Annotated in this window: 21 protein-coding genes and 1 pseudogene; 15 read left to right on the top strand and 7 right to left on the bottom strand. The window is 71.1% G+C overall.

Annotated features, from left to right (window positions below; all coding sequences use genetic code 11):
* Positions 1–118: 118 nt before the first annotated feature.
* From ABZX96_RS17470 to ABZX96_RS17455, 4 genes are all read right to left on the bottom strand, one after another.
* Complete coding sequence (locus ABZX96_RS17470) at positions 119–742, bottom strand: isochorismatase family protein (protein ID WP_355544998.1); 624 nt, start codon at positions 740–742, stop codon at positions 119–121.
* Between the two features lie 150 nt (positions 743–892).
* Positions 893–1885: a GlxA family transcriptional regulator gene (locus tag ABZX96_RS17465; RefSeq protein ID WP_355544995.1), complete on the bottom strand. Its 993-nt coding sequence runs from the start codon at positions 1883–1885 to the stop codon at positions 893–895.
* 238 nt (positions 1886–2123) lie between these two features.
* Positions 2124–3035, bottom strand: a complete 912-nt coding sequence (locus tag ABZX96_RS17460; RefSeq protein ID WP_355544992.1) for an NADP-dependent oxidoreductase — start codon at positions 3033–3035, stop codon at positions 2124–2126.
* A 177-nt stretch (positions 3036–3212) separates the two neighbouring features.
* Positions 3213–3665, bottom strand: coding sequence for an Lrp/AsnC family transcriptional regulator (locus tag ABZX96_RS17455; RefSeq protein ID WP_355544990.1), 453 nt, complete (start codon positions 3663–3665; stop codon positions 3213–3215).
* Between the two features lie 228 nt (positions 3666–3893).
* Between ABZX96_RS17455 and ABZX96_RS17450 the strand changes: the two genes are divergently transcribed.
* From ABZX96_RS17450 to ABZX96_RS17440, 3 genes and pseudogenes are all read left to right on the top strand, one after another.
* Complete coding sequence (locus ABZX96_RS17450) at positions 3894–4931, top strand: DMT family transporter (protein WP_355544987.1); 1038 nt, start codon at positions 3894–3896, stop codon at positions 4929–4931.
* Between the two features lie 828 nt (positions 4932–5759).
* Positions 5760–6974 (top strand): hypothetical protein, encoded by a 1215-nt coding sequence (locus ABZX96_RS17445; protein WP_355544984.1) that lies wholly within the window; start codon positions 5760–5762, stop codon positions 6972–6974.
* Positions 6896–7219 (top strand): annotated as a pseudogene (locus ABZX96_RS17440) (NUDIX domain-containing protein); the annotation flags it as partial. The gene ABZX96_RS17445 and the pseudogene ABZX96_RS17440, both read left to right, overlap by 79 nt.
* 203 nt (positions 7220–7422) lie before the next feature.
* Here ABZX96_RS17440 and ABZX96_RS17435 read toward each other — a convergent pair.
* Entirely contained in the window at positions 7423–8187 is a 765-nt protein-coding gene (locus ABZX96_RS17435) for a DedA family protein (protein WP_355544981.1), read from the bottom strand.
* On the bottom strand, positions 8184–8957 hold the full coding sequence (locus ABZX96_RS17430) for a translation initiation factor IF-2 (protein WP_355545031.1): 774 nt from the start codon (positions 8955–8957) through the stop codon (positions 8184–8186). Before ABZX96_RS17430 ends, ABZX96_RS17435 begins: the two co-directional genes overlap by 4 nt.
* 302 nt (positions 8958–9259) lie before the next feature.
* On the opposite strand from ABZX96_RS17430, the gene ABZX96_RS17425 reads away from it, so the two are divergent.
* Together ABZX96_RS17425 and ABZX96_RS17420 are read left to right on the top strand one after the other, a co-directional pair.
* Positions 9260–10420: a histidine kinase gene (locus tag ABZX96_RS17425; RefSeq protein ID WP_355544978.1), complete on the top strand. Its 1161-nt coding sequence runs from the start codon at positions 9260–9262 to the stop codon at positions 10418–10420.
* A gap of 327 nt (positions 10421–10747) precedes the next feature.
* Entirely contained in the window at positions 10748–11398 is a 651-nt protein-coding gene (locus tag ABZX96_RS17420) for a response regulator transcription factor (protein ID WP_355544975.1), read from the top strand.
* A 415-nt stretch (positions 11399–11813) separates the two neighbouring features.
* Here ABZX96_RS17420 and ABZX96_RS17415 read toward each other — a convergent pair whose 3' ends face one another.
* Positions 11814–12410: a TetR family transcriptional regulator C-terminal domain-containing protein gene (locus ABZX96_RS17415; protein WP_355544972.1), complete on the bottom strand. Its 597-nt coding sequence runs from the start codon at positions 12408–12410 to the stop codon at positions 11814–11816.
* 305 nt (positions 12411–12715) lie between these two features.
* Between ABZX96_RS17415 and ABZX96_RS17410 the strand changes: the two genes are divergently transcribed.
* From ABZX96_RS17410 to ABZX96_RS17365, 10 genes are all read left to right on the top strand, one after another.
* A complete protein-coding gene (locus tag ABZX96_RS17410) occupies positions 12716–12937 on the top strand; it encodes a hypothetical protein (RefSeq protein WP_355544969.1) in 222 nt (73 codons plus the stop codon).
* A gap of 23 nt (positions 12938–12960) precedes the next feature.
* Positions 12961–13347, top strand: a complete 387-nt coding sequence (locus tag ABZX96_RS17405) for a carboxylesterase family protein (protein ID WP_355544966.1) — start codon at positions 12961–12963, stop codon at positions 13345–13347.
* A 351-nt stretch (positions 13348–13698) separates the two neighbouring features.
* Positions 13699–14499 (top strand): hypothetical protein, encoded by an 801-nt coding sequence (locus tag ABZX96_RS17400; protein ID WP_355544963.1) that lies wholly within the window; start codon positions 13699–13701, stop codon positions 14497–14499.
* Positions 14500–14633: 134 nt separating this feature from the next.
* Complete coding sequence (locus tag ABZX96_RS17395; protein ID WP_355544960.1) at positions 14634–16241, top strand: hypothetical protein; 1608 nt, start codon at positions 14634–14636, stop codon at positions 16239–16241.
* Positions 16238–16741, top strand: coding sequence for an HNH endonuclease (locus ABZX96_RS17390; RefSeq protein WP_355544957.1), 504 nt, complete (start codon positions 16238–16240; stop codon positions 16739–16741). The genes ABZX96_RS17395 and ABZX96_RS17390 overlap by 4 nt, the downstream gene beginning before the upstream one ends.
* 442 nt (positions 16742–17183) lie before the next feature.
* Positions 17184–17756: an RICIN domain-containing protein gene (locus ABZX96_RS17385; RefSeq protein ID WP_355544954.1), complete on the top strand. Its 573-nt coding sequence runs from the start codon at positions 17184–17186 to the stop codon at positions 17754–17756.
* 365 nt (positions 17757–18121) lie between these two features.
* Entirely contained in the window at positions 18122–18892 is a 771-nt protein-coding gene (locus ABZX96_RS17380; protein ID WP_355544951.1) for an ATP-binding cassette domain-containing protein, read from the top strand.
* 306 nt (positions 18893–19198) lie between these two features.
* On the top strand, positions 19199–20188 hold the full coding sequence (locus tag ABZX96_RS17375; RefSeq protein WP_355544948.1) for a hypothetical protein: 990 nt from the start codon (positions 19199–19201) through the stop codon (positions 20186–20188).
* Positions 20185–20790, top strand: a complete 606-nt coding sequence (locus tag ABZX96_RS17370) for a hypothetical protein (RefSeq protein WP_355544945.1) — start codon at positions 20185–20187, stop codon at positions 20788–20790. The genes ABZX96_RS17375 and ABZX96_RS17370 overlap by 4 nt, the downstream gene beginning before the upstream one ends.
* 199 nt (positions 20791–20989) lie before the next feature.
* Positions 20990–21751, top strand: coding sequence for a metallophosphoesterase family protein (locus ABZX96_RS17365; RefSeq protein WP_355544942.1), 762 nt, complete (start codon positions 20990–20992; stop codon positions 21749–21751).
* Positions 21752–21886 lie beyond the last annotated feature (135 nt).

Here is a 21886-nt window from a genome sequence, read left to right as displayed (position 1 = left end):
GCTACAAGGCAAATCTGCTGATCCAAGGCAGAGCTGGTGGTCCGAGCAAAGGGACGAGGTGAGCCGGTGTCGGGCGGGGCACGGCGGGTTTCTCGCCGGCCGTACCCCGCCCACCGGCTCAGGAACGGAGGGCGTCGACCGTGGGAACGACGAGGCCGAACAGGTCGGTGATGGTGGTGAGGGCAGCCGTGTGGAGGGAGGCCGAGGAGATAACGGTGCCGTCCGGGCCGGGCAGGGCGCGGGTGGCGGTGGTCTCGGCGACCACGGTGGGCCGGTAGCCGAGGTTGAAGGCGCCCTGGGCGGTGAACGTGACGCACATGTGGGTCATGAACCCGGCCAGCACGAGGTCCTTGCCGCTGCCCGCGCCGAAGCCCAGGTCGGCCAGGGTCTTCTCCAGTTCGGTGGCATGGAAGGCGTTGGGGAACTGCTTGACCACGACCGGTTCGCCGTCGACCGGGGCGACCTCGTCGCTGATGGACCCGATGTGGGCGCGGATGTCGTAGGGGGTGTTCTCGCCGCCGTCGTTGACGATGTGGACGACCGGGGTGCCGGCGGCGCGGGCGCGCTCCAGCAGGCGGGCGGCGGCTGCGAGGGCTTCCTCGGCACCGTCCAGGGCCATGACGCCGGTGCGGTAGGTGTTCTGCAAGTCGATCATGATCAGGACGGACTCGCTCAGCCGGGGCGGCTGGTTGTCCAGACCGATCACGTCACGCAGGGTCGTGGAAGGGGTGCTCGTGCTCATGAGAAACCTTTCATATGAAGAGGCGAAAGAGGAGGAAGGGACAGAGGAGGAAGAGGACGAAGAGGACGAAGAGGAGGTGAGGGCATGGCGAAGTAGTCCGCCTCGCGGATATGCCGGGGGATGAGGGTGGCCGGAGGGCGGAGGGGGGTCTCAGGCGGCCTGGGTGCGGAAGCGGCGGCGGTAGGCCGCCGGGGTGGTGGCGAGCTGACGTCTGAACGCCCGGTGCAGGGTCTCCACCGAGCCGAACCCGGCAGCGGTGGCGACCTGGTCGAGCGCGCAGTCGGTGGTCTCCAGCAGGCGCCGGGCCACCTCGGTGCGGGCCGCTTCGACATAGGCGGCGGGACTGGTGCCCGTCTCCTGTTTGAAGACGCGGGCGAAGTGCCGTTCGCTGAGGCACATGCGGGTGGCGAGGGCGTGCGCGGACAGGTCCTCGTCGAGGTGTTCGGCGATCCACAGACGTAGTTCGTCGATCTCCCGGCGGCTGGCGGCGGGACGGCTGAGCGGCACGGAGAACTGGCTCTGACCGCCCTGCCGTTTGAGATACATCACCAGTTGCCGGGCCACCGCCAGCGCGGTCTGCTCGCCCAGGTCCTCCGCGACCAGGGCCAGGGAGAGATCGAGACAGGCACTGATCCCGGCGCCGGTCCACAGCCGGCCGCGGTCGGCACGGACGAAGATCGGGTCGGGGTCGACCGTCACGTCCGGGTGGTCGGCGGCGAGCTGGGCGGCGGTCGACCAGTGGGTGGTCGCCGTTTTCCCGTCCAGCAGCCCGGCCGCCGCCAGCACGTGCGCGCCGACACACACCGACGCGACCCGCCGGGCGTGCGGGGCGGTCTCCCGCACCCACTCCACGACGGTGCCGTCGATACGGGGGAGGGGGCCCTCGTCGGTCATGTCGACCGCGCCGGGCACCAGCAGGGTGTCCACGTGCCCGCCGACATCGTCGAAGGCCATGTCGGTCAGCAGCCGCACCCCCGCCGACGTGCGCACCTCACCGGCGACCGGGCCGGCGAGGCGGACCTCGTATCCGGCGCGGCCCCCGGTCTCCCGGTTGGCCAGCGAGAAGACCTCGGCCGGGCCGGTGACGTCGAGGAGGTCGACATCGGGGAAGACCGCGATGACGACACGGTGCGAACTGGGCATGCCCCCATCCTCACCACGGCACCTCATGGCCGCAATGACGATTCCCTGTCACATCCGGACACGCCGATCACCCAACTCGTCCATCACCCCGCGCTCCGAAAGGTCCGGCCCCCCGTCCCCGACTTCCTTACTTCTCCTTCCTCCTTAACTTCTCCTTACTTCCTTCCGACGACCACGACATGCGCGCGGCAGAAGCAGCAGAAACGGGCCCCGAAGTCCGGAACTCGTCCCAGGAGATTCACGGCTGGAGCACGACCTTCCCCAGGGTGCCGCGCTTGGCGGTGAATGCGGCTTTGGCCTCGGCCAGCGGATAGACGGCGCCGACGTGGGGTCGTAGGAGCCCGGCGTCGGCGCGGCGGGCGAGCTCGGTGAGCTGGGCGCGGTCGGGTTCGACGATGAAGAAGGCGGCCCGGGCGCCCTTGGGCTGGACCGGGGGCGGGGCGGTGATCGATACGAGGGCGCCGCCGGGCTTGACCTTGCCGGCGGAACGGGCGAGCAGATCGCCGCCGATGGTGTCGAAGACGAGATCCACCCGGTCGACGGCGTCCTCGAACGACTCGCGTTCCAGGTCGATGAAGGTCTCGGCACCCAGTTCGGCCGCCAGCTCGGCGGCCCCGCCCCGGCCGGTGGCGATGACGTGCGCACCGGCCTCCCGGGCGAGCTGGACGGCGAGCGAACCCGTTCCACCGCCCGCGCCATGGATGACCACGGTCTGCCCCGACCGCAGCAGGCCGTGGACGAACAGCCCCTGCCAGGCCGTCAGCCCGGCCAGCGGCAACGCCGCCGCGTGCACGAAGTCGAGGGACCGTGGCATCGGCGCCAAGTTGCGCGCCTCCACCGAGACGTACTCTGCGGCGGCACCGTCACGGTGCCAGTCGGTGAGGCCGAAGACGTGATCGCCGACGGCGAATCCGGGCGTGCCGTACCGGACCTCGGTCACCACACCGGCCACCTCGTGGGCGGGTATGGACGGAGTTCGGTCCCGCCCGGCGCGGTCCACCCAGGTTCCGGGCCAGCTCAGCTCGTCCGGGACGAAGCCGGCGGCGCGCACCCGCACCAGCACGTCCCCGGTCGCGGTGTGCGGAACCGGTGCTTCTTCGAAGACGAGACCGCCCGCGCCGCCGGTCTTGTGGATGCGGATTGCCTTCATATCGATCCCCTTTCCACTGGTGGGTAGCCGTTCGGCAGTGATGGTGGCCGGGGAGCGCCGGGGTGGGAAGGGCGCGGGGGCCGGGCAGGCCCGAGGGGCGGGAAGACGCGGGACCGGATGGCGGCGGCGCCCGGCAGGGGCGGCCCAGCCCGGTGGCGGTCCGGACCTGCGGTGACCTCAGGCCGGGTCGATGACCTTCTTCCGGTGGTGGCCGTAGATGACGGAGGTGCGGACATCGGCCAGTTCCTGACGCTTCGTCAGCTCGTCGAGGACGACGGCGTTCAGGTGCTCGATGTCCCGCACGGCGACGTGCAGCAGGAAGTCGTCCGTGCCGGTCAGTACGAAGACGGCGATCACCTCGGGCATCTCCTCCACGAACCGCTGGAACTCGTGGATCACCGCGCGCGTCGGGGGGCGTACCCGCACGGCGATCATCGCCTGCAGCCCCCGGCCCAAAGCGCCGAGGTCGACTTCGGCGTGGAAGCCCGTCAGCAGTCCGCGCTCACGCAGGGAACGCACCCGCTCCAGACACGTGGAGGGAGCGATGCCCAACTCCCGTGCCAGGTCCCGATTGCTGCGCCGACCATCCTGCTGGAGAAGCCGCAACAGCGCCGAATCAAGTTCGTCCATGTTCAACTCCCACGCTGTGGAACCGAATTAAATTCGGAGCTTACTCGCATAGCTCGGCAAATTGATACGCTCACGGCCGATTTTTTCGCGCATTATTCGATGGGTGTTCGTGGGCCCTCCCTTGAGTGTGGGGGCCGCAGGCGCTGACCGGAGGGGAAGATCACCGTGAAGGCAGAGAAGGCAGAGAAAGCAGGGAAGAGGACCAGGTCGGCGGAGGCCGGAAACACCATGCGGCCGGAGAGGGCGGGGAGGGCCGTGCACGCCGGGGCGGTGGCGGCCGTGGCAACCACCGCGCTGTTCTGGAGCAGTTCCTACGCCGTGACGAAGGAAGTGCTGGACGAGGTCGGACCGCTCAGCATCGGCGCGGTGCGGTTCACGCTTGCCGCCGGGCTGCTCCTGGTGATGACGAGGCTGATGCGACGGAGCGCGGGCCCCCGGCCCGACCGGCGCCAACGACGCTTGATGTATCTGAGCGGGTTGCTTGGCATCACGGCTTACTTCGTGCTGGAGAACGTCGGCGTGGAGTTCTCCACCGCCTCCGACGCCTCGCTGATCGTGGCCTCCTATCCCTTGATGACCATGCTCCTGGAACTGGTGGCCTTCCGCGTTCCCATGCCGCTGCCGCGGATCGCCGGAGTCCTGCTCGCCACACTCGGCGCGTTCCTCGTCGTGCGCAACGGCGCGGCAGTGGGCGGTGACGGCCGGTGGCTCGGTGACGTCCTGCTGCTGCTCGGCGGTGTGGTGTGGGCGGGGTACAACGTCGTGGCGAAGGTGTCCGGGGCGGGGCACAGCGCCCTCAGGGTCACCTACCACCAGACGGCGGCGGGCGCGGCCGGCTTCCTCCTCGCGTCTCTCTGGGAGGCCCCGCGGTGGCGGTGGCCCAGCGCGGACAGCGCCCTGCTGCTGGCCTACCTCGCCGTGGCCTGCTCGGTCGGCGGGTTCCTGCTCTACAACTTCGGCCTGCACCGGATGCGGTCGAGCGTCGCGGTGAACATCCTCAACCTGGTTCCGGTGTTCGGTGTGCTGGGGGCCGTGGTCATCAACGGCGAGGTCGTACAGACCAACCAGCTTCTGGGCGGGGTGATCATCGTCGCCGGCGTGATGCTCGGGCTCGTCGAGCGCAGGCGCGACGGTGAACGCGACCCCGACGGTGAACGCGACCCCGACGGTGAACGCGACCGCGACCGCGACGGCGACCCCGATTCCGGGCCGGAGTCTCCTGGCCGGGCTCCGAGTTCCCCGAGTCCCGTCACCCCCACCGGCTGATGTCCACGTCCAGGCCAGCCGTGATCACGCAGGCCAGCCGCGACCACGTGATCACGTAGGCGATCACGACCGACCATCGTTTCTCGTCCGGCGACGGAGGCTTGCGTCCCCTCCACCGGAGACGAGGAGTCCGGCATCCTCCGCGCCGCCGGGGACTGGATAGAGGGCCACCCTGTGGCACAGAACAGGCCGGTCAACCTGCACGGGGAGCCTCGGCGCGCCCGGCCTGCGTTTCCTCTGGACAATAGTGCAGCGATTGCGTCATACGGAGGGTTTCATGGCAAACATGGTGTTTTCGGACGCGCGTTGCGCTTGATTGGCTGAGACGACATGCGCGTCGCCCGAGGGGCGTCGCGGGCCGAGTCCGGCTGCCGCGGTCTGTGGGGCCGCGGTGCCGTTTTCGCCGTGAGTCGGGGCGGCGTCGATGCGGACAAGGAGGGTGGCCGACACCAGCACTCCGACACCAGCCCCCTGCCAGCAGCACTCCGACAGCAGCACCCAGCCAGCAGCACTCCGACGTCAGCACTCCGGCGACGTCAACGGCCCGTTACTCGTCGGTACTTGGCGGCATTCGTTCGTACTCGTCCGTACTCGCTCGTACTCGTCCGCCCCGGACATCGACTGACACACCCACCCGGCACCCGGCACCCGGCACCCGGCACCCAGCGGAACACCCGGGCGTGCCCACCGACGCGCCGCCCAACGGGCGCCTTGTCCCGCCCGGTGGCGCGCATCCCCGCAGCGGCCTCCGAGGCCCCGCACGGGCGGTGGCCCGCCGGTCCGCAGCCTTCGCATCGCACCGCCACATCAGTCTCCGAAGGAGGAACCGTGTCCCAACCAGGTGGAAACCCCGAACAGTACGTCGGCGCGTTCACCCTCGCAGGCCCCCTGGACGCCGCCCCCGTCCCCCTGCCCTACCCGGTACCGGAGCCGGACGATGTCTGGACGCTGCCGGGCGGTACCGCCCATGTCTTCCGTGGCGAAGGCAACCAGGGCATCGTCCGCCCCGTGATCATGGCTGACGGCTTCAGCCTCGGCCCCAGCGACCTGACCTGGCTCTACGCCGCCCTGAACCGCGACTTCCCGTTCCTGACCGAGTTGCGCCGCCGCGGCCGGGACGTGATCCTCCTCGGCTACGGCGAACGCTCCGCCTCTCTCCTCGACAACGCCCGGACCGCCACCGCCTGCATCCGCCGTGCCGTCACCGAGCGGATCGGCAGCGCCCGGCTGGTCGTCGGCGGCTTCAGCATGGGCGGCCTGGTGACCCGCTACGCGCTGACCCGCATGGAGAGCCGGCGCACCGACCACGAGACCGCCGTGTACTTCTCCTACGACAGCCCCCACCGCGGCGCCGTCGTCCCCATCGGTCTCCAGGCGTTCTCCCACTTCATCCCGGGCAAGAACGACTTCGCCCGCCAGATGAACAGCCCCGCCGCCCGGCAGATGCTCTGGCGCCACTACGACCCGACGACCCGTAAGACCGGCGTCGCACCCGAACGCACCGAGTTCCTGCGGCACCTCCACGAGATCGGCGGCTGGCCCCGCATCCCGCAACGGTTCGGAGTCGCCAACGGGCGCGGTGACGGCACCGGCCTGGCCATCCCTCCCGGGGACGTCACCCTGGTGGTGCGCAAGATCTTCCCCGGCACCACCTTCTACGCCCAGGCCCAGGGCCACAACGCCGTCGTCGCCGAACTCAAGCGCCGCCTGCCCTGGGCCCAGAGGACCATCACCACCGACGACTTCCCCGAACTCGACGGCGCCCCCGGCGGCACCCTGGCTTCCTTCGGCATCCTCGCCGACGCGCTGCGGGAGAAGGGCGCCGAGGTGGACCTGCGCCACGAAGAGGTCTGCTTCGTGCCCTCCGTCAGCGCCGTAGCCATCCGCGACCTCGACGACAACCAGGACCTCTACACCGACATCAACGCCCTCGACCCGAGCGAAAGCGAGCTCGACGACTTCCTGTGCTCCTCCGCCACCACCGGGCACGCCGCCGCCACCGAGGAACTGTGCACCTGGCTCCTCGACCGCCTGCCGGACTGATCCCCTCGGCTGTGCGCTCTCCGCCTCGGAATCCGCTGGTCGGGCGCCCGTCGTCCGCCTCTCGTGCCCCTGGAGGGGTCACATCAGGCGAAGGACTGGAAGAAGCGGTTCTTCGGGAGACCGCCGAGGAGACCGGCCTGCTGACAGCCACCGTGGTCCGGCGGATCGCGGTGGAGGACAGGCCTCACCCCGACACGGGGCAGCCACGGCGAACCAGCTTCTTTCACCTCCGCGTGCCCGCGGACACCCCCGAGGCGTGGGAGCACCACGTCAGCGGCGACGGTGACGATGCCGGGCTCGTCTTCGCCTGCCGGTTCCTCCCGTTTCCCGTGGAGCGACCACTGGCCGACAGCCAAGCCGACAGGCGATCCCACAGCCAAGCCGACAGGCAAGACGCATGGCTGGGCCGCATCGACCCGCGCTGGGGCACCACCGTTACCGGCGACCGTCAGCAATCAGCAGCCGAACCCGCACGCCGAAGACACGGCACCTCGTCACGCGGCGAGCTCACGGGGTCCGAGACCGGTGTGCTGACGCGCGCGCTGACGCGGGTGGTCGACGCGTGGCCCGGCACGTCCGCCGGCGTCATCGTCAGCGCCGTATGCCGACGTCGTCGCCGGTGCCGCCGTATCCCGAGCCACGACAACCCGGCCACCAACGCCGCCGACGCTCCCACCGCCATCGTCGTACCCCCTACGGCGATGACGCGTTCGACGGACGCGGCGGCCAGGTACCCGGTGCCGGCCTCCGCGCTCGCCCACAGGAGCGCGGCGGTCGCGCTGTACGGGGCGACGCGGCGGTAGGGGACGCGGGTGGCGCCGGCGAGGTGGGGGGTCAGGGTGCGGATGACGGGGAGGAAGCGGCAGACGAGGACGGCCTGACCGCCGCGCGAGGCCATCAGGGCCGTGGCGCGCCGCCAGGCGGCGGCGGGGATGCGGCGGCCGAGACGGTTGGTGCGCAGGCGGTCGCCGAGGAGCCACCCGGTGCGGTGGGCGAGCGCGTCCCCGGCGACCACGGCCGCCGCGGCCAGGGCGATGACGGAGGGCAGGTGGAGGATGTCGGCGCGGGCGAGGGCGCCGGCGGTGAGGAGCAGGGACAGGGTGGGGACGAACGCGCCGATCAGCAGCAGGGACTCGGCCAGCACCGCGCCCGTCAGCAACGCGTAGGCGACCGGGACGGGAACGTGGCCGAGGAGGCCGACCAGGGCGTTCACCGGTTCGCTCCGGCCTCGGCCCGCAACGGGTGGGGTGCGGCGGAAGGGTGAGGGGCGCGCAGTTGCCAGACCCTGGCCGGGGGCACGTTGCCCCATATGGTCCGGTGGCCGGTGGCGTGACGGCACTGGTAGCGGGCCAGCAGCCGTTCGACGGCGAGGTGCCGGGCCACCTCCGAGCGGGAGGCCAGCAGGCGGCGGGCGCGGCTGGTCCCGAGGTAGGCGAAGTAGGTGAGCGTGCCGCCGGGGCGCAGCAGCTCCAGGTACCGCTCCATGATCAGCTCGACCTGTTCGGGGGTGAAGTTGGTGAACGGCAGGCCGGAGACGATGACGTCGTAGCGACGGTCGGTATCCAGACGCTCGACGAAGGTCTCGTGGACGTGAATGGTGATTTGGGGGTCGTGGACGCGGACGTGGATTTGGTTGCGGGGCCGAGCCGGACAGTGTGACTCGGTCTCGGTCTCGACCCCGGTCTCGGACTCGGCCCCGGTCCCGGCCTGGCCTCGGTCGCGAACCTGCGGTCCTCCCGTCCCGACCGTTCCGGGATCGCTCTGGACCAGGTGGCGCAGGCGGGCCGCGAAGCGGGGATTGGGCTCGACGGCGTCCAGGTGACTGCCGGGGCCCAGCGCGGGGATGAGGGCGCGGGTGACGGAACCGGTGCCGGGGCCCGCCTCCAGGACGGTCAGGGCGGCGCCGCCCCGGGCGCGCAGCGGTTCGGCGAGCGCGCGGGCCAGTTGCCGACCGCTGGGTGCGACGGCGCCGGTGGTGCGCATGTCCCGCAGCGATTCGACGAGGAACGCCCAGCCGGCCCGGCTCTGGGCGGCTCGGCTCTGGGCGGCTCGGCTCTGGGCGGCTCGGCTCTCGGCGGCCCGGCCCTCGGCGGCCCGGCTCTCGGCGTCGCGCCGATCGGAAAAGCGGTGGTGGGAGGGGGTCGAGTGGTTCATACCGGCGACGCTAGGGACGGCGCGTGACGCGGAAATCCGTCCTTGTACGACGGCTACCCCCGACGAAAGTAGGGGGTAGTGCTGACGGTCGTCGGATCCGGAACGGTGGGTGGGCTGCTTAGGGTGGGCGGGTGAGCACGTACATCAGTTCCCGCTGGGCCGGGTCCCCGTGGTTGCGGCGGGTGGCCGAGGTGGCGCTGGTGGCGCTGGTGACCGTCCTGTCGGTGCAGGAAGCCAGCGTCTCGGCCGGTGGCGCCCTCCTCGACCCGACCATCGCCGTGGCCCTGGTCGCCGGCTTGTCCGTGGCGGCGCGGCGGCGGTGGCCGCTCGCGGTCGCCGCCGTGACGGTGATCGCGGCCGGCGGGTGGCACCTGACCGCGCCGTTCCTGGTGGCCCTCTTCCATCTGGCCGCCCGTGGCCGCACCTGGGAGGCAGCCGGCGGCGCGGTGGTGGCACTGCTCCTGAACGCCCTGGTGGACCCGGCGATGGTCCTGTGGAGCACGCGCTCCTACGGCCCGGTCATGCTGCCTGCTTCGGCCGTGGTGCTCGGGCTGTGGGCGGGTAACCGACGCCGTCTGGTCGACGCGCTGGCCTCGCAGGTGGAGCACCTGCGCGTCGAACGCGAACTGCGTGAACGGGCGGCGCGGCTCGCCGAGCGGGCCGCCGTCGCCGCCGAGATGCACGACGTCCTGGCCCACCGGCTCAGCCTGATCGCTCTGCACACCGGCGTGCTGACCACGCGCAAGGACAAACTGCCGGAGCCGGTCGCCGAGCGCGTCGGCCTGCTGCGCACCGCCTCCACCGAGGCGCTCGCCGACCTGCGCGACGTGCTGGGCGCGCTGCGCGACCCGGATCGCTCTCCGGCGGGCGCGTCCACCGACCCCGCCCTCCGGGAGGTGGACGAGCTGGTCGAGCAGGCCCGCGCCGCCGGTCAACGCGTCGAGGTGGACCTCGACGGCCACCCGGAACGGGCTCCCGCGGTCCACCGGCTCGCGGTCTTCCGCTTGGTCCAGGAGGCGCTGACCAACGCGCGCAAGCACGCGCCCGCCGCGCCGGTGCACGTCAGGATCCGTTACGGGCCGCCCGAAACCCTCGTGGACGTCACCAACGCCGCCGCGGCCCGCCCCGGGGACCCGGTGCCGTCCGGCTTCGGCCTGGTCGGCCTCAGGGAGCGGGTCCAGGCACTGGGCGGCGAACTGCGCGCGGGCTCCCACGACGATGGCGCCTGGAGAGTGTCCGCCCGCATTCCTCATCCCCCGGTCGGCCATCAGCAGAATCGTTCCTCCGCATGACGGGCCAAGAGACCGGCGGGGTGGTTCATCCGGCCAGTAGGGCGACCTTGCTGTCCAGTAGGGCGGTCCGTTTGATCGGTAGGGTGGCCTCTCTGACCGGTAGGGCGGTCTCTGTGACCGGTAGGGCAGCTCCTCTGTCCAACAGGGCGGTCTCTCCGACCGATTGGGCGACCCCTCTGTCCAGCAGGACGGTCCCTTTGGCTTGCAGTGCGGCCCCTCCATCCAACGGAACGAAAACGGGCCCGATGCGCGGCCCCCGGAACGAAAAGCGGCTCCCGCATCCGGCCCTCCCCTCCCGGCATCCCCTCAGCAGAATGGTCCCCGCACGTGATCCGCGCCATGATCGTCGATGACGACGCACTCGTCCGCCTCGGGCTCGCCGACCTGCTCGACGGGGACGACGGGATCGAGGTCGTCGCCCAGGCCGCCGACGGCCTCCAGGCCATCGAACGGGCCATCGCGCACCGTGTCGACGTGGCCCTGGTCGACGTACGGATGCCGCGCATGGACGGCATCGCCGCCACCGCCCGCCTGCGGGCCCTGCCGCACCCGCCGAAGGTGATCACACTGACCACCTTCGACCTCGACGCCTACGTGTACGACGCGCTCGCCGCCGGCGCCGACGGCTTCCTGCTCAAGGACACCGACCCGGCCGACATCCTGCGGGCCGTCCACGTGGTGGCCGCCGGCTCCGCCATGCTCCACCCCACGGCCGCCCGCCGTCTGATCGACCGCTACCACCGCACGGCCGGTCCCCAGGCCACCGCCGCCCGGGCCCGGATCGACCGCCTCACCCCCCGCGAGCGGGACGTCCTGGCCCTGCTCGCCGAAGGCGCGACGAACGCCGACATCGCCGAGGGGCTCGGTATGCGCGAGAGCACCGTGAAAGCCCACGTCAGCCGCATCCTCACCACCCTGGAGGTGACCAACCGGGTCCAGGCCGCCCTATTGGCCCGGGACGCGGGGCAGCAGGGGTGAGGTGTGTCCCGGCATCGAGGCCGCGAGGCGTGAGCGCACCGGCTCCTTCCGCGATGCGGCCGATGCGGCTCGCCCCGGATCTCGGGGCCGTGTGACCGACCGGCAGGTTCGGCGCGGCGTGGCGTGCGGGCTCGGGCCGGGCTCGGGCCGGGCTCGGGCTGGTGGGCTCGCCCCGGACTCAGGCCGGGCTCGGGCCGGGCTCGCGCCGGGCGCGCGCCGGGCGCGCGCCGGGCTCGCGCCGGGCTCGGGCCGGGCGCGCGCCGGACTCGCGCTGGTGGGCTCGCCCCGCACTCGCCCCGGACTCGGGCCGGGCTCGCGCTGGTGGCCTTGGGGGGTAGGGCTTCGAGCCGGGCGCGCACAGCAGCATCGCACCGGTGCGGCACCGGCTCTTCCCGTGGTCCGGCCGGCGCGCCGCTCACCCCAGAATGCTGTCGAGGTAGTGATCCAGGACTTTCTGGGCGTCCTCGGGAGACCGCGCCCCGCGCATGACGTCGACGCCGAGGCTGGCGGCGAGGGTCCAGCAGATGTCCGCCTCGATCAGGTGGTCCCCGCCGGGCGCAGCGCCGCGTGCCTCGCGGGCGGCGGCGATGAGAGTGGACGTGAACGACAGCAGCTCGTCGTCATCGCCCGGGTCGAGAACCCTGGCCATGTCCGGATCGGTGATGGAGCGGCTGAGGGTGGCCACGCCCAGGCGGAGCAGCCGGGCACCTTCCTCGTCGCGGGCGAGCATCGCCTGGAGGCAGGCGCGCAGCGCGGCCTCGGCGTCCGTGGTGCCGGCCGCCTGTAGGGACGCCTCGATCCTGGCGTTGACGGCGTTGACGGCGCGCAGCATGGCGTCCCTGACCAGCTCCTGCATCGTGCCGTAGTAGTGCTGGACCTGGCCCATCGAGACACCGGCCTCGGTCGCGACCTTGCGCAGCGTGACGCCTTCGAGCCCGTCGCGGATCGTCAGCGTCCACACGGCTTCCGTCAGACGCCTTCTGCGGTCTGCGTGGTCCACGACCTTCGGCATGCACTCCTCCAATGTTTGCAATGCGATCGCATTGCGTCGGCGACGGCAGATTAATACAATGCAAGTGCATTGCCGAGAGTCGGCCGGCTCACGGCAGCGCGCTCTCGTTCGCGTTGCCGCTTCACTTCCGCCTTCGGGTGGCCTCCGCCGGCGTCGTTCTCCTTCCCCGTCCTTGCCGGCGCCCTGACCAGCACGGCTTCGACAAACACCAGGTGCCGCAAGCACCAGGTGCCGCAAGCACCGCGTTCCACGAGCACCGCGTTCGACGAGTACCGTCCAGCACCGTCCTGAAAGGCATGGCCATTATGAAGTTCGATGTTCTGCAGATCATCGGCGCAGTCCTGACCGTTCTCGGCGCGCAGGGGGCGATCCGGCTCCTGGTCGACCACGACAACACCGGACTGCTCGGCTGGTTCCCCGGAGGGTTCCCGGCCGTGCTGACGGCTTACATCGTGGTCACCGTCATCGGCGCCCTGACGGCCGGCTGGTCGCACGACCAGGCGAAGGCGCTCGGGCGGCGTAAGTGACAGCGGCGAACATCCGGCGACCGATGCCGCGATTACTCGGATCACCCGTCGCCCTGATCCATGACCCGGCGAGGCTGGTGAGGGCCGGGAGAATGATCGTGGTCACGGTCAACTACCGGCTGGGCGTCTTCGGATTCGTCCCCCACCCCCGGCTCGGCCGGAACGGCGACTTGGACCGCCAGGACCAACTGGCCGCCCTGCGCTGGGTCCGGGCCAACACCGCCCGCTTCGGCGGCGATCCCCGCCGGATCACCCCGGCCGGAGAGTCCGTCGACGCGATGAGCGTCTGCTCCCCGATGACCGCACCGGCCGGTCGGGACCGTTCCGCTCCTGCAAGGCAACACCCAGGACGAACACCTCGAATTCCCCAGTGCCCTACCTCTTCGACTTCCCGGCTGATCCCCCGCTGACCGCTGACTGCTGACCGCTGATCGCTGATCGCGGACCGGCGGACCCTCGCCGCACGGCTCATCGGGTACTGGCCCCGGCTCGTCGCGACCGGCGATCCCAACGGCACCCCTGGCACATCTGACAGCCCTGGCACCCCTGGTACACCCGGCACGCCCAGCACACTCGATCCGCGTCTCCCGGCCTGGCCTCGTCAGGAACCCACGAGCGACACTGCCCTGAGCTTCACCACGGACGCTGTGCGCACCATCGACCTGGGTGCGAACGACCACCGCGCACTCTGATCCCTCGCGAGGCAGGCAACAGCACAGCGAACGAAGCCGAGGAAATGTACGGAAGGAAAGCGACTTTTGATGTCTCAGGCCGGATACGCGGCAACCTCGAAAAAACCATCCGCCTCACCGCAGGACGACCTGCTGTCAGCGCAGGACGCCTTGCAAAGCGAAGCCAATGCCGTCGTCTCCGCGCTGGGACTCGACCGAACGTTGCGGGCCTTGGGTGACCCGGTCCGTACCGGTAGCTCGGCTCTGGGGTTGATGGCGGTACGCGACATCGACATCACGGTCGTCTGCGCGCGGCTGGACGCCGTGGCCAGGCAGGCCGTCCTCCGGCTCGGCGCGGAGTTGGGCGGGCACCCCCGCGTCAGGGAGGTCACGTTCCGGAACGACACCGGCCGGTGGAACGCCGAGCCGACGGCATACCCGGACGGCCTCTACCTCCGCGTGCTGTACCGGGCGGACGACGCACCAGAAGGTGCGCGCAACGAGGACGCACCAGAAGGTGCGCGCAATGAGGGCGCACCAGAGAACGCGCGAAACGAGGACGCACCTCAAGGCGCGCCGGACGGAAACGCACCACAAGGCGCGTCGGCAGACGACGGAGCGGACGGGCCGCAGGGCGAGTGGAACCTCGACATCTGGTTCGTGGACGAACCCGAGCGCCAACCCGACCTCGCCCACCTGCGCTCCCTGCCACCGCGGCTCACACAGGAGGCCCGGATCGCGATCCTGCGCATCAAACGGCACCTCGTCCGGAGCGGGCGGTACGGCCGTGATGTGCGCAGCTTCGCGGTCTACCGGGCGGTCCTCGACGGAGGCGTCCGCACCCCGGACGAATTCGAGCAGTGGCGGGAGACGGACGACCGCCAGGAGTAGCGAACGAGCCCGACCTGACGACAAACACCAGGTGGGAGCGGCAGCGACTGCCGACCCGTCAGCCGCCACCGCCCCCACCCGGATAGGGACCTCAGCCGGAACACGCCGACAGACCCTGGCAAACTTCCTGCTCGATGCTGAGTACAACCACTATCCGCGGAGACGCGCCACCGCCGTACGCGTCGCTCACCGCCATCGTGCACCACCTGACGGCCACACGAGAGACCCCGCGCGCCGAAGCGCAAGCCACTCACACCGCCACCCGGAACGCCCTCACGACATGGCTGCGCCTCCACGAGGCGACAAACGACGAGGCGACGACCGGAGAGACGAACGAGGCGACGACCAGGGAGGCGAACGAGGCGGCAAACGAGGAGCCGGACGAGGAAAGGGACGGGGAGCCGGACGGGGAGACGCTCGGGGGTGGCGGCACCGACCACCGCCACGTCGCGCCGGTTCGCCTGGGGCCCGTGGGCGTCGTCCGTCACCTGCTGTACGAGTCCGACCGGCTGTACGAGCTCATGCGGCACATGCCGCGGGCGCGGGGCGTCCGGCTCCGTGACGAAGCCGCGTGGACGGCCGTGCTCTTCTTCCGGCACGCGCTCCGCGACGTCTCGCGCATCGCCCGTCGGAGCACCGCCGCGCCGCACTCCGGTGGGCGGCCTACGCTCTTCGACGCCCTGCCACGGGAAGCCCTGTACGGGCTGGTGCCGATAGCGGCGGCGACGGACCATGTGCCGGGCCGCACCGCACGCGGGGAACGTCTGCGCCGCGCGGCGTCCTCGTCGCTGCTCACCGACGCCGAACGGGACATCGTCGAAGCGGCCCTGGAGGCCCCCGACCCCGCCTACTTCGTCGACGTCACCCGGAGAAAGCAGACCTGGGGCGCCGACCTGTGGCCGTCACCCGCAGCGACCGCTGCCGCTCGGCCGGACCGGACGACACGGGCCGAACCCCACCAGGCGGACGACCCCATGGCCGCCATCGAGGCCCTGGAAACCGCGGCGGCGGAAGACTGCGGCCTCACCCTGGCCGCACTACGCACCCTCCGACAGCGCGCCTCCAGGCCGGAAGCCACCAGGCCAGAGGCAGCCACGCCGGAAGCCACCACGCCGGAAGCCACCAGGACACAGGCAGCCGCGCCCGCAGCCGATCCGCCGCCAGGTCCCCTCTCGTCCGACGAGGAAGCAACCCTGCGGGCCGCGGCCGTCCGGTTGCGGGCCCGGGCCGCGGCGGCCGTACGACAGCGCCCCGACGACCACGGGGCCTACGAACTCGACCGCTGGGTCGGCATCGCCCGTGAATCGGCGGACCGCTTCACGACCGCCGTCGCCGTGGACATGCTCAACGCCGCCGACACCGCCCGGGAGGCCCTGCGGCACCGTGCGGCGTCGGACGCCGCGGCGCGGGCCGTCCGGTCCCTGCTGCCCAAGGGGAAGCCCCAGGCCATGTGCGAGATCGACTACCTCGGCCAGGTCGAGGAACAGGTCGCCGAGGCGCTCGACGGCATCGGGCACACGGTGCAGAGCAAACGCATCGTCCGCGTCACGGACCCGTCCACCGCCGACACCGCCTTCGACCGGCTGAACGAGGCCTTCGGCGGCACCTGCGTCCTGACGGGGGACGGGTTCGGCGTCACCGTCCGGCTGCCGCCGCCGAGCGAGTTCGGCATCGCTCTGCGCGGCCGTCGCTGCGACTGCGGCCGGCACGCCGCCGGGCGCGGACCGTACGGAGCCGCATGACCAGCCCCTTCCTGCGGCGTCTGAACAAGCGGCTCGCCGAGACGGCGCACGCCGCCTGGGTGGAGCGCCACTGTGCGGGCTGCGGTGCGCCCCTGGACCCGTCCAACGTCGACGACTACTGCGGCATCGCGTGCCGCCCGGCCCGCACGGTCGTACCGGCCTACGTCACCAGGAGCCCGGCGGCCCGCATCAGCGGCTTCCGCAAAGGCGCGGAGTCGCGGGCGCTGCCCGGAACATGGTTCGAGGACGTCGATCCGCTGGACGTCCTGGAGGCCGCCGACTGGCGCTGCGAACTCTGCGGGGAGCGCATCCCGCAGGACGTCGACTGCTTGACGCCGCTCGCGGCGACGGTCGACCACCACATGCCGCTGGCGCTGGGCGGCCACCACGTGCGCGGCAACATGCGCGCCGCCCACCGCGCCTGCAACAGCGGCAAGAACGCCACCCATCCCACGGACCGGCCCGCCGTGCCCCGCCGACGGGCTGCCGGCACGGACTGAAGGGCCGCGGGCGCCACGGATTGACGTGGGGTGGCGGAGCCAGGGCTCGCCACCCCACGTCCTCCTGCTCGGACACAAGCCGCCTGCCGGGAGCCAAGCACCGTTTCGCGTGGCTACGGACAGTGACGGCGATGGCGATTCCTGTGCACATAGCAGTGAGAGGTGGGGGTACCGGTGGTGCGGCGCGGACGCCTCCGCGTGCGGACCGGGTCCGGTGGCCTCGTACGGAACGCGTTCCACGGCCCCCGAAGCAGAAAGCAAAAGAATCCGAGAACCCCGAGAACCCCGAGAACTCCGAGTGCTCCGAACACTCCGAGAACTCCGAGCGCTCTGAACACTCCGAAAACTTTGAGGACTCCGAGGACTCGCAGGGCTTCGAGAACTCCGAGAACTTCGACAACCAAGGAAAGACAACCAAGGAAAGACAACCAAGGAGAACGTCATGTCCCAGTTCCTGTCCCGCCACGGTGCGGCGGCGCGGCTGAGTGCGGTGGTCGCGGCGGCCGGTGGTCTGCTGGCCGGTGCGGCAGTCCTGGCTCCTTCGGCCGCCGCCGAGACCGACCCGATACCCGTTCCTCCCCACCGGGGCGTGGCCGTCCGCCTCACCTCCAGCCCCGACCTCGTACTGGACGTCGCCGGTTCCACCACGGACAACAGGGCGGGGGTCAATGTGCAGCACTACACGGGCGCGAATGACCAGCTCTGGCTGGCAGTGCCCAAGGGGGGTTCGCAGTTCGAGCTCCGCAACGTCCACAGCCGCAAGTGCCTCGACGTCCGGGGCGACTCCAGCGAGGCGAATGCCGAACTCATCCAGTACGACTGCCATAACGGACGCAACCAGCTCTGGAGAGCCGTCGCCTCGGGCAAGGGCTACCAGCTGATCTCCGGAGCGGGGCTGTGCGTCGACGTCTTCGACGAGAAGATCCACGAACCGGCCGCCGGGGAAAAGGTCGTCCAGTTCACGTGCAGCAACCCGGTTGGCAACGACCAACGCTGGAGCTTCGACAGCAGGTAACAGCAGGTAACAGCAGGTAGGCACGGCGACGCCAGGCACAGCGACACCGGCCAGGCCGTCGGCCGTAGGGCGTCCGGATCGGGCACCCTACGGCCGACGCTGCCATGTCGGGACCACGGCCGGCAGTACCCCGGTCGGCAGTACCCCGGTCGGAAGGGAATGGCCGAATTCGGTGTCCGGAATTCGGGGAACCGACGACGGGCATCCGAGGGTCTGGTCAGACGGGCTCACCAAACACCAAACCTGGCAGGGCGAGCTCCCGATCGACGGCAGAGCCCCGATCCGGGCCGGATTCCACCCGGACGAACCTCGGTGCTCCGTACGGTCGCGAAAACCCGAACGACCGACCACCCACCAAGGAAGCCATGTCTCTGCTCTTCAACGAATGCTCCTTCCAATATGGCCAGTACGGCCAATACAGCCGATACGGCAGGAAGGTCCCGGTTCTCGACCGGCTCAGTCTGGAAATCGGCCAACGGGCCACCGTGTTGCTCGGCCCGAACGGCGCGGGAAAGAGCACGCTGTTGAGCATCGCCTCGTCGTGGCTCGCGCCGACCGATGGGTCGGTGAGCTGGCGGGGCATGGAAACCCATCGCAAATCCCAACTGGCGCGTTATCGAAGGGCGGTTGGCTGGTTACCGCAGCACGTCAAGCCCATGCCGGGATTGACCGTGCGGGAGAACGTGGCGTATATCGGCTGGCTCAAAGGGATGTCGCGCACCGAGGCATGGGACCAATCGGCTCCGGCGCTGGAGCGCGTGAAACTCGCGAGCCTGGCGGACCGCAAGAGCCATCAACTCTCCGGTGGACAACTCCGGCGCATGGGAATCGCGGGGACGCTCGTCCATCGCAGCGAGATCGTCCTCCTCGACGAACCCACGGCCGGTCTGGACCCGTCCCAGCGAAAGGTCTTCCGCGACCTGGTGACGGACCTGCTGGCCGACGTCCACGTCGTCGTATCGACCCACCAGACCGAGGACCTGGACGAGATGTACGAACGCGTCATCGTCCTCGACCAGGGGCGGGTCCGCTTCGACGGCGACACCGCGGGATTCCTTTCCCTGGCCGGGCCGGACGTCCCCGGGGGACGACGGGCCGAGGGCGCCTATACGCAGCTCATTTCCCAGGAGGCGTGAGCCGTGCGATGGCGTACCGTTCTGCGTTCGTCCTCGGCGACATGGCTGGCACCGCTCCTCGCCGGATTCATCGCCCTTCTCCTCCGGGACGACATGACCGCTCACGCGAGTGACGGGTATTGGGCCGGCGCTCTGGGCGCCGCCGGTTTCGCTCTCCCTTTCGTGGCCCCCGCGTGCGCCGCGGCCGGGGCGTGGGAAGCGTCGAGGCTTTCCCGGGGACAGGTGGGAGTGTGGGCCCCGGCGCGTTCCCGGCTCGGCATCACCCTTCCCTTATTACTCCCGGTATTCGTGCTCGGGATGGTGGGCATGGCCGTCGCCATGGCGGTCACCATTTCCGCGACACAACCCCGCACGGGTTTCCCGCCCCTCGGCATCGTGCCGGTATGGATGCTCATCTTCATCGCGCACGGCATGGCCGGGTCGCTTTTCGGCAGGTACCTGCCCTTGGTCGTCGCCGCGCCCTTGGCCCTCATTCTGAGTTTCGTGCTGATCGCCTATCCGGCGGCGTTCGAGCCCTTGTGGCTCCGCCACATGGTGGCCGGTGGCACGTCCTCGTGCTGTGCGCTGGACGAGACCTTCGACTGGCGGGCGGCGGCCAGCGCCGCCGTGCTGGCGCTGGGCGTCATCGCCGCCGCGTCCGTCGCCATCGCCGCGTCGTCGCGCCTCCTCACGCGCGGCATCGTGTGCCTGGCGCTGCTGGCGACGGGGCTGGTGGGCAGCGGTCGGCTCGCCTACGGGCTGCCTGCCGAACCGGCGACTCCCCGCGCCGCCGACCAACTCGTCTGCTCGGGGAACGCGCCCCGCTTGTGCGTGTGGCCCGAGGCGGTGGACGAGATCACCATGATCCGGCAGAACGCGTCCGAGGCATGGCGGCGGCTCCGGCAGGCGGGCCTGTCCGTGCCCGGTGTCATCACCATGAGCAGCGCCCCGGAACCCGGCTCGCTCTTCATCGGCGTCGGGGCGCGGCCGACCCCGGACCTCGTACGCGACGCGGTCGGGGAGGCCCTGATGCCGATGGAGCCGCCGCGCTGTGCGGAGGCGGGTTCGCATCCGGGGATCGACGCCTCCGGACCCGTGGGCTCGTGGCTGCTGCTCACCGCCGGAGCGGACGAGGAGACGGCGGCGACCCATTACGGCCGACAGGACGCGGCGACGGCCGTCAAGGTCCGGCAAGCCTCCCGGGAGCAACAACTGGCGTGGTACCGCCACAACAGTAAGGCCCTCCAGGACTGCACCACCCAGCCCGCTCCCGTCCCGTCGGCGGCGCCCCGCCGGACCGCAGGGGAGACGGCGTGACCTGGTGGCTGAAGACCAAGGGCGTACCGGCCGTCCTGGTCGCCTCGCTGGTGGCCCTCCTCGCCGCCGTCCTGGCCCGGGACTCGGCGATCCCCGTACCGTCCATCGTGGGGACCGCCGGCCGGCTGTTGGTGGCGCAGGTCCTCGGGATGCTCCCCGCCGTCCTGCTGCTGCACGGGATGGAACGGGGCGACGCCAGCGCCGAGTACGTCGCCGTGCGGGGCGCGGGACGGCGCAACATCGTGCTGTGCCTCGCGTTCGCGGCGTTCTGGGTGCTGTCGGCAGTCCTCGTCCATCTGGTGCTGGACCGGCCCGAGGCGCTGGAGCTGGCCCGCAATAGCGTCGGGTTCCTCGGAACGGCGCTCGTGGTGCGGCCTCTGCTGGGCGCCGGGATCGCGTCCGTCTGCGTCGCGGCGCTGCCGCTCGTGTGCGCGGCGGCGGGGCACCGGCCGGGCGGGGGCGCCCAGCCCTGGGCGTGGCCGATCCACGAGGCGACGTCCTACTGGGGCGCGGCCGAGGCGGCGGCGCTGTTCCTGCTGGGCTGCGTGCTCCTGCATCTCCGGCCGAGGCCGTTCGTCAATCCGTTGGCGCGGGTGGCGTGATCGAATGTTGCGGCCCGTCCGACCGGTCCTCACTCCCATGAGGCACGGTCTGCCTGATTGACCGGTGCTGTCTGTCGGCCCGATCGACCGACGCGGCCCGTCCGACCCATCAACGCCTTCCGCCCGACCGCCCCACCCCGCACTACGCGCACGGCGAAACACCCCACCCGCCCCCGCACGCCGCGGCACAGTGTCGCTCATGCAGACTCGAACAGCCGTCCTGTCCGACATCCACGGAGTGCTGCCCGCCCTGGAAGCGGTGCTCGCCGAGCCAGAGGTCCGGGCCGCCGACCGCATCGTGCTCACCGGCGACATCGCGGCCGGGCCACAGCCGGTACGGGTCCTGGACCTGCTGGCGGGCCTGGGGGAGCGCGTCGTGTGGGTGCGGGGGAACGCCGACCGGGAGCTGGTCGAGTACCGGCGCGGGAACGTCGCGGCCGTCCCCGACGCGATCAGCGCGTGGGCCGCCGGGCAACTGCGCGCGGACCACCTCGACCTGCTCGCCGGCCTGCCCCTGTCGCTCAGCCTCGACGTGCGGGGCCTGGGCAAGGTCCTGTTCTGCCACGCCACCCCACGGGACGACGAAGAGATGGTGGTCGTCGACTCCCGTCCGGACCGGTGGCGGGAGGTCTTCGACGGGGTGGACGAGGAGGTCCGCACGGTGGTCTGCGGCCATACCCACATGCCGTTCGTCCGGCTCGCGCACGGCCGGCTCGTCGTCAACCCGGGCAGTGTCGGCATGCCGTACGGCCGGAGCGGGGCGCACTGGGCGCTGCTGGGGCCCGGCGTGGAGTTGCGGACCACCGATTACGACATCGAGGCCGCCGTCCGCGAGGTCGTCCGGGACTCCTCGTACCCGGACGCCGCCGCCTGGGCGGATTACTACCTGCGCGCCCGCGCCACCGACGCGGACGCGCTCGGCGCTTTCGGACCACGGGACGGGCGCGCGGGGACAGCGTGACGTAAGGAGGACGTAAGGAGGCGGGGCGGTGAGGAGCGGGGCGTCGGCCGCGGGGCGCCCCCGGAACCTCGTCCGCCGCGGATCCTCGTCCGCCGCAGCTCTTCGTCCGCCGCGGATCCTCGTCCCTCGATAAAG

This window comes from Streptomyces sp. NPDC003077, from assembly GCF_040611095.1.
GTDB lineage: Bacteria > Actinomycetota > Actinomycetes > Streptomycetales > Streptomycetaceae > Streptomyces.
The sequence above is the reverse complement of the archived record's forward strand: the minus strand, read 5'-3'. Positions and strand labels throughout refer to the sequence as shown.

What these genes read in the sequence shown, in the direction of transcription:
- ABZX96_RS17465 (WP_355544995.1), bottom strand. Translation starts at nt 1,885, where the DNA reads ATGCCCAGTTCGCACCGTGTCGTCATCGCGGTCTTCCCCGATGTCGAC.
- ABZX96_RS17365 (WP_355544942.1), top strand. Translation starts at nt 20,990, where the DNA reads ATGCAGACTCGAACAGCCGTCCTGTCCGACATCCACGGAGTGCTGCCC.
- ABZX96_RS17470 (WP_355544998.1), bottom strand. Translation starts at nt 742, where the DNA reads ATGAGCACGAGCACCCCTTCCACGACCCTGCGTGACGTGATCGGTCTG.
- ABZX96_RS17450 (WP_355544987.1), top strand. Translation starts at nt 3,894, where the DNA reads ATGCGGCCGGAGAGGGCGGGGAGGGCCGTGCACGCCGGGGCGGTGGCG.
- ABZX96_RS17460 (WP_355544992.1), bottom strand. Translation starts at nt 3,035, where the DNA reads ATGAAGGCAATCCGCATCCACAAGACCGGCGGCGCGGGCGGTCTCGTC.
- ABZX96_RS17455 (WP_355544990.1), bottom strand. Translation starts at nt 3,665, where the DNA reads ATGGACGAACTTGATTCGGCGCTGTTGCGGCTTCTCCAGCAGGATGGT.
- ABZX96_RS17380 (WP_355544951.1), top strand. Translation starts at nt 18,122, where the DNA reads ATGTCTCTGCTCTTCAACGAATGCTCCTTCCAATATGGCCAGTACGGC.
- ABZX96_RS17400 (WP_355544963.1), top strand. Translation starts at nt 13,699, where the DNA reads ATGTCTCAGGCCGGATACGCGGCAACCTCGAAAAAACCATCCGCCTCA.
- ABZX96_RS17430 (WP_355545031.1), bottom strand. Translation starts at nt 8,957, where the DNA reads ATGCGCACCACCGGCGCCGTCGCACCCAGCGGTCGGCAACTGGCCCGC.
- ABZX96_RS17395 (WP_355544960.1), top strand. Translation starts at nt 14,634, where the DNA reads ATGCTGAGTACAACCACTATCCGCGGAGACGCGCCACCGCCGTACGCG.
- ABZX96_RS17375 (WP_355544948.1), top strand. Translation starts at nt 19,199, where the DNA reads ATGGCCGTCGCCATGGCGGTCACCATTTCCGCGACACAACCCCGCACG.
- ABZX96_RS17390 (WP_355544957.1), top strand. Translation starts at nt 16,238, where the DNA reads ATGACCAGCCCCTTCCTGCGGCGTCTGAACAAGCGGCTCGCCGAGACG.
- ABZX96_RS17410 (WP_355544969.1), top strand. Translation starts at nt 12,716, where the DNA reads ATGAAGTTCGATGTTCTGCAGATCATCGGCGCAGTCCTGACCGTTCTC.
- ABZX96_RS17405 (WP_355544966.1), top strand. Translation starts at nt 12,961, where the DNA reads ATGCCGCGATTACTCGGATCACCCGTCGCCCTGATCCATGACCCGGCG.
- ABZX96_RS17385 (WP_355544954.1), top strand. Translation starts at nt 17,184, where the DNA reads ATGTCCCAGTTCCTGTCCCGCCACGGTGCGGCGGCGCGGCTGAGTGCG.
- ABZX96_RS17415 (WP_355544972.1), bottom strand. Translation starts at nt 12,410, where the DNA reads ATGCCGAAGGTCGTGGACCACGCAGACCGCAGAAGGCGTCTGACGGAA.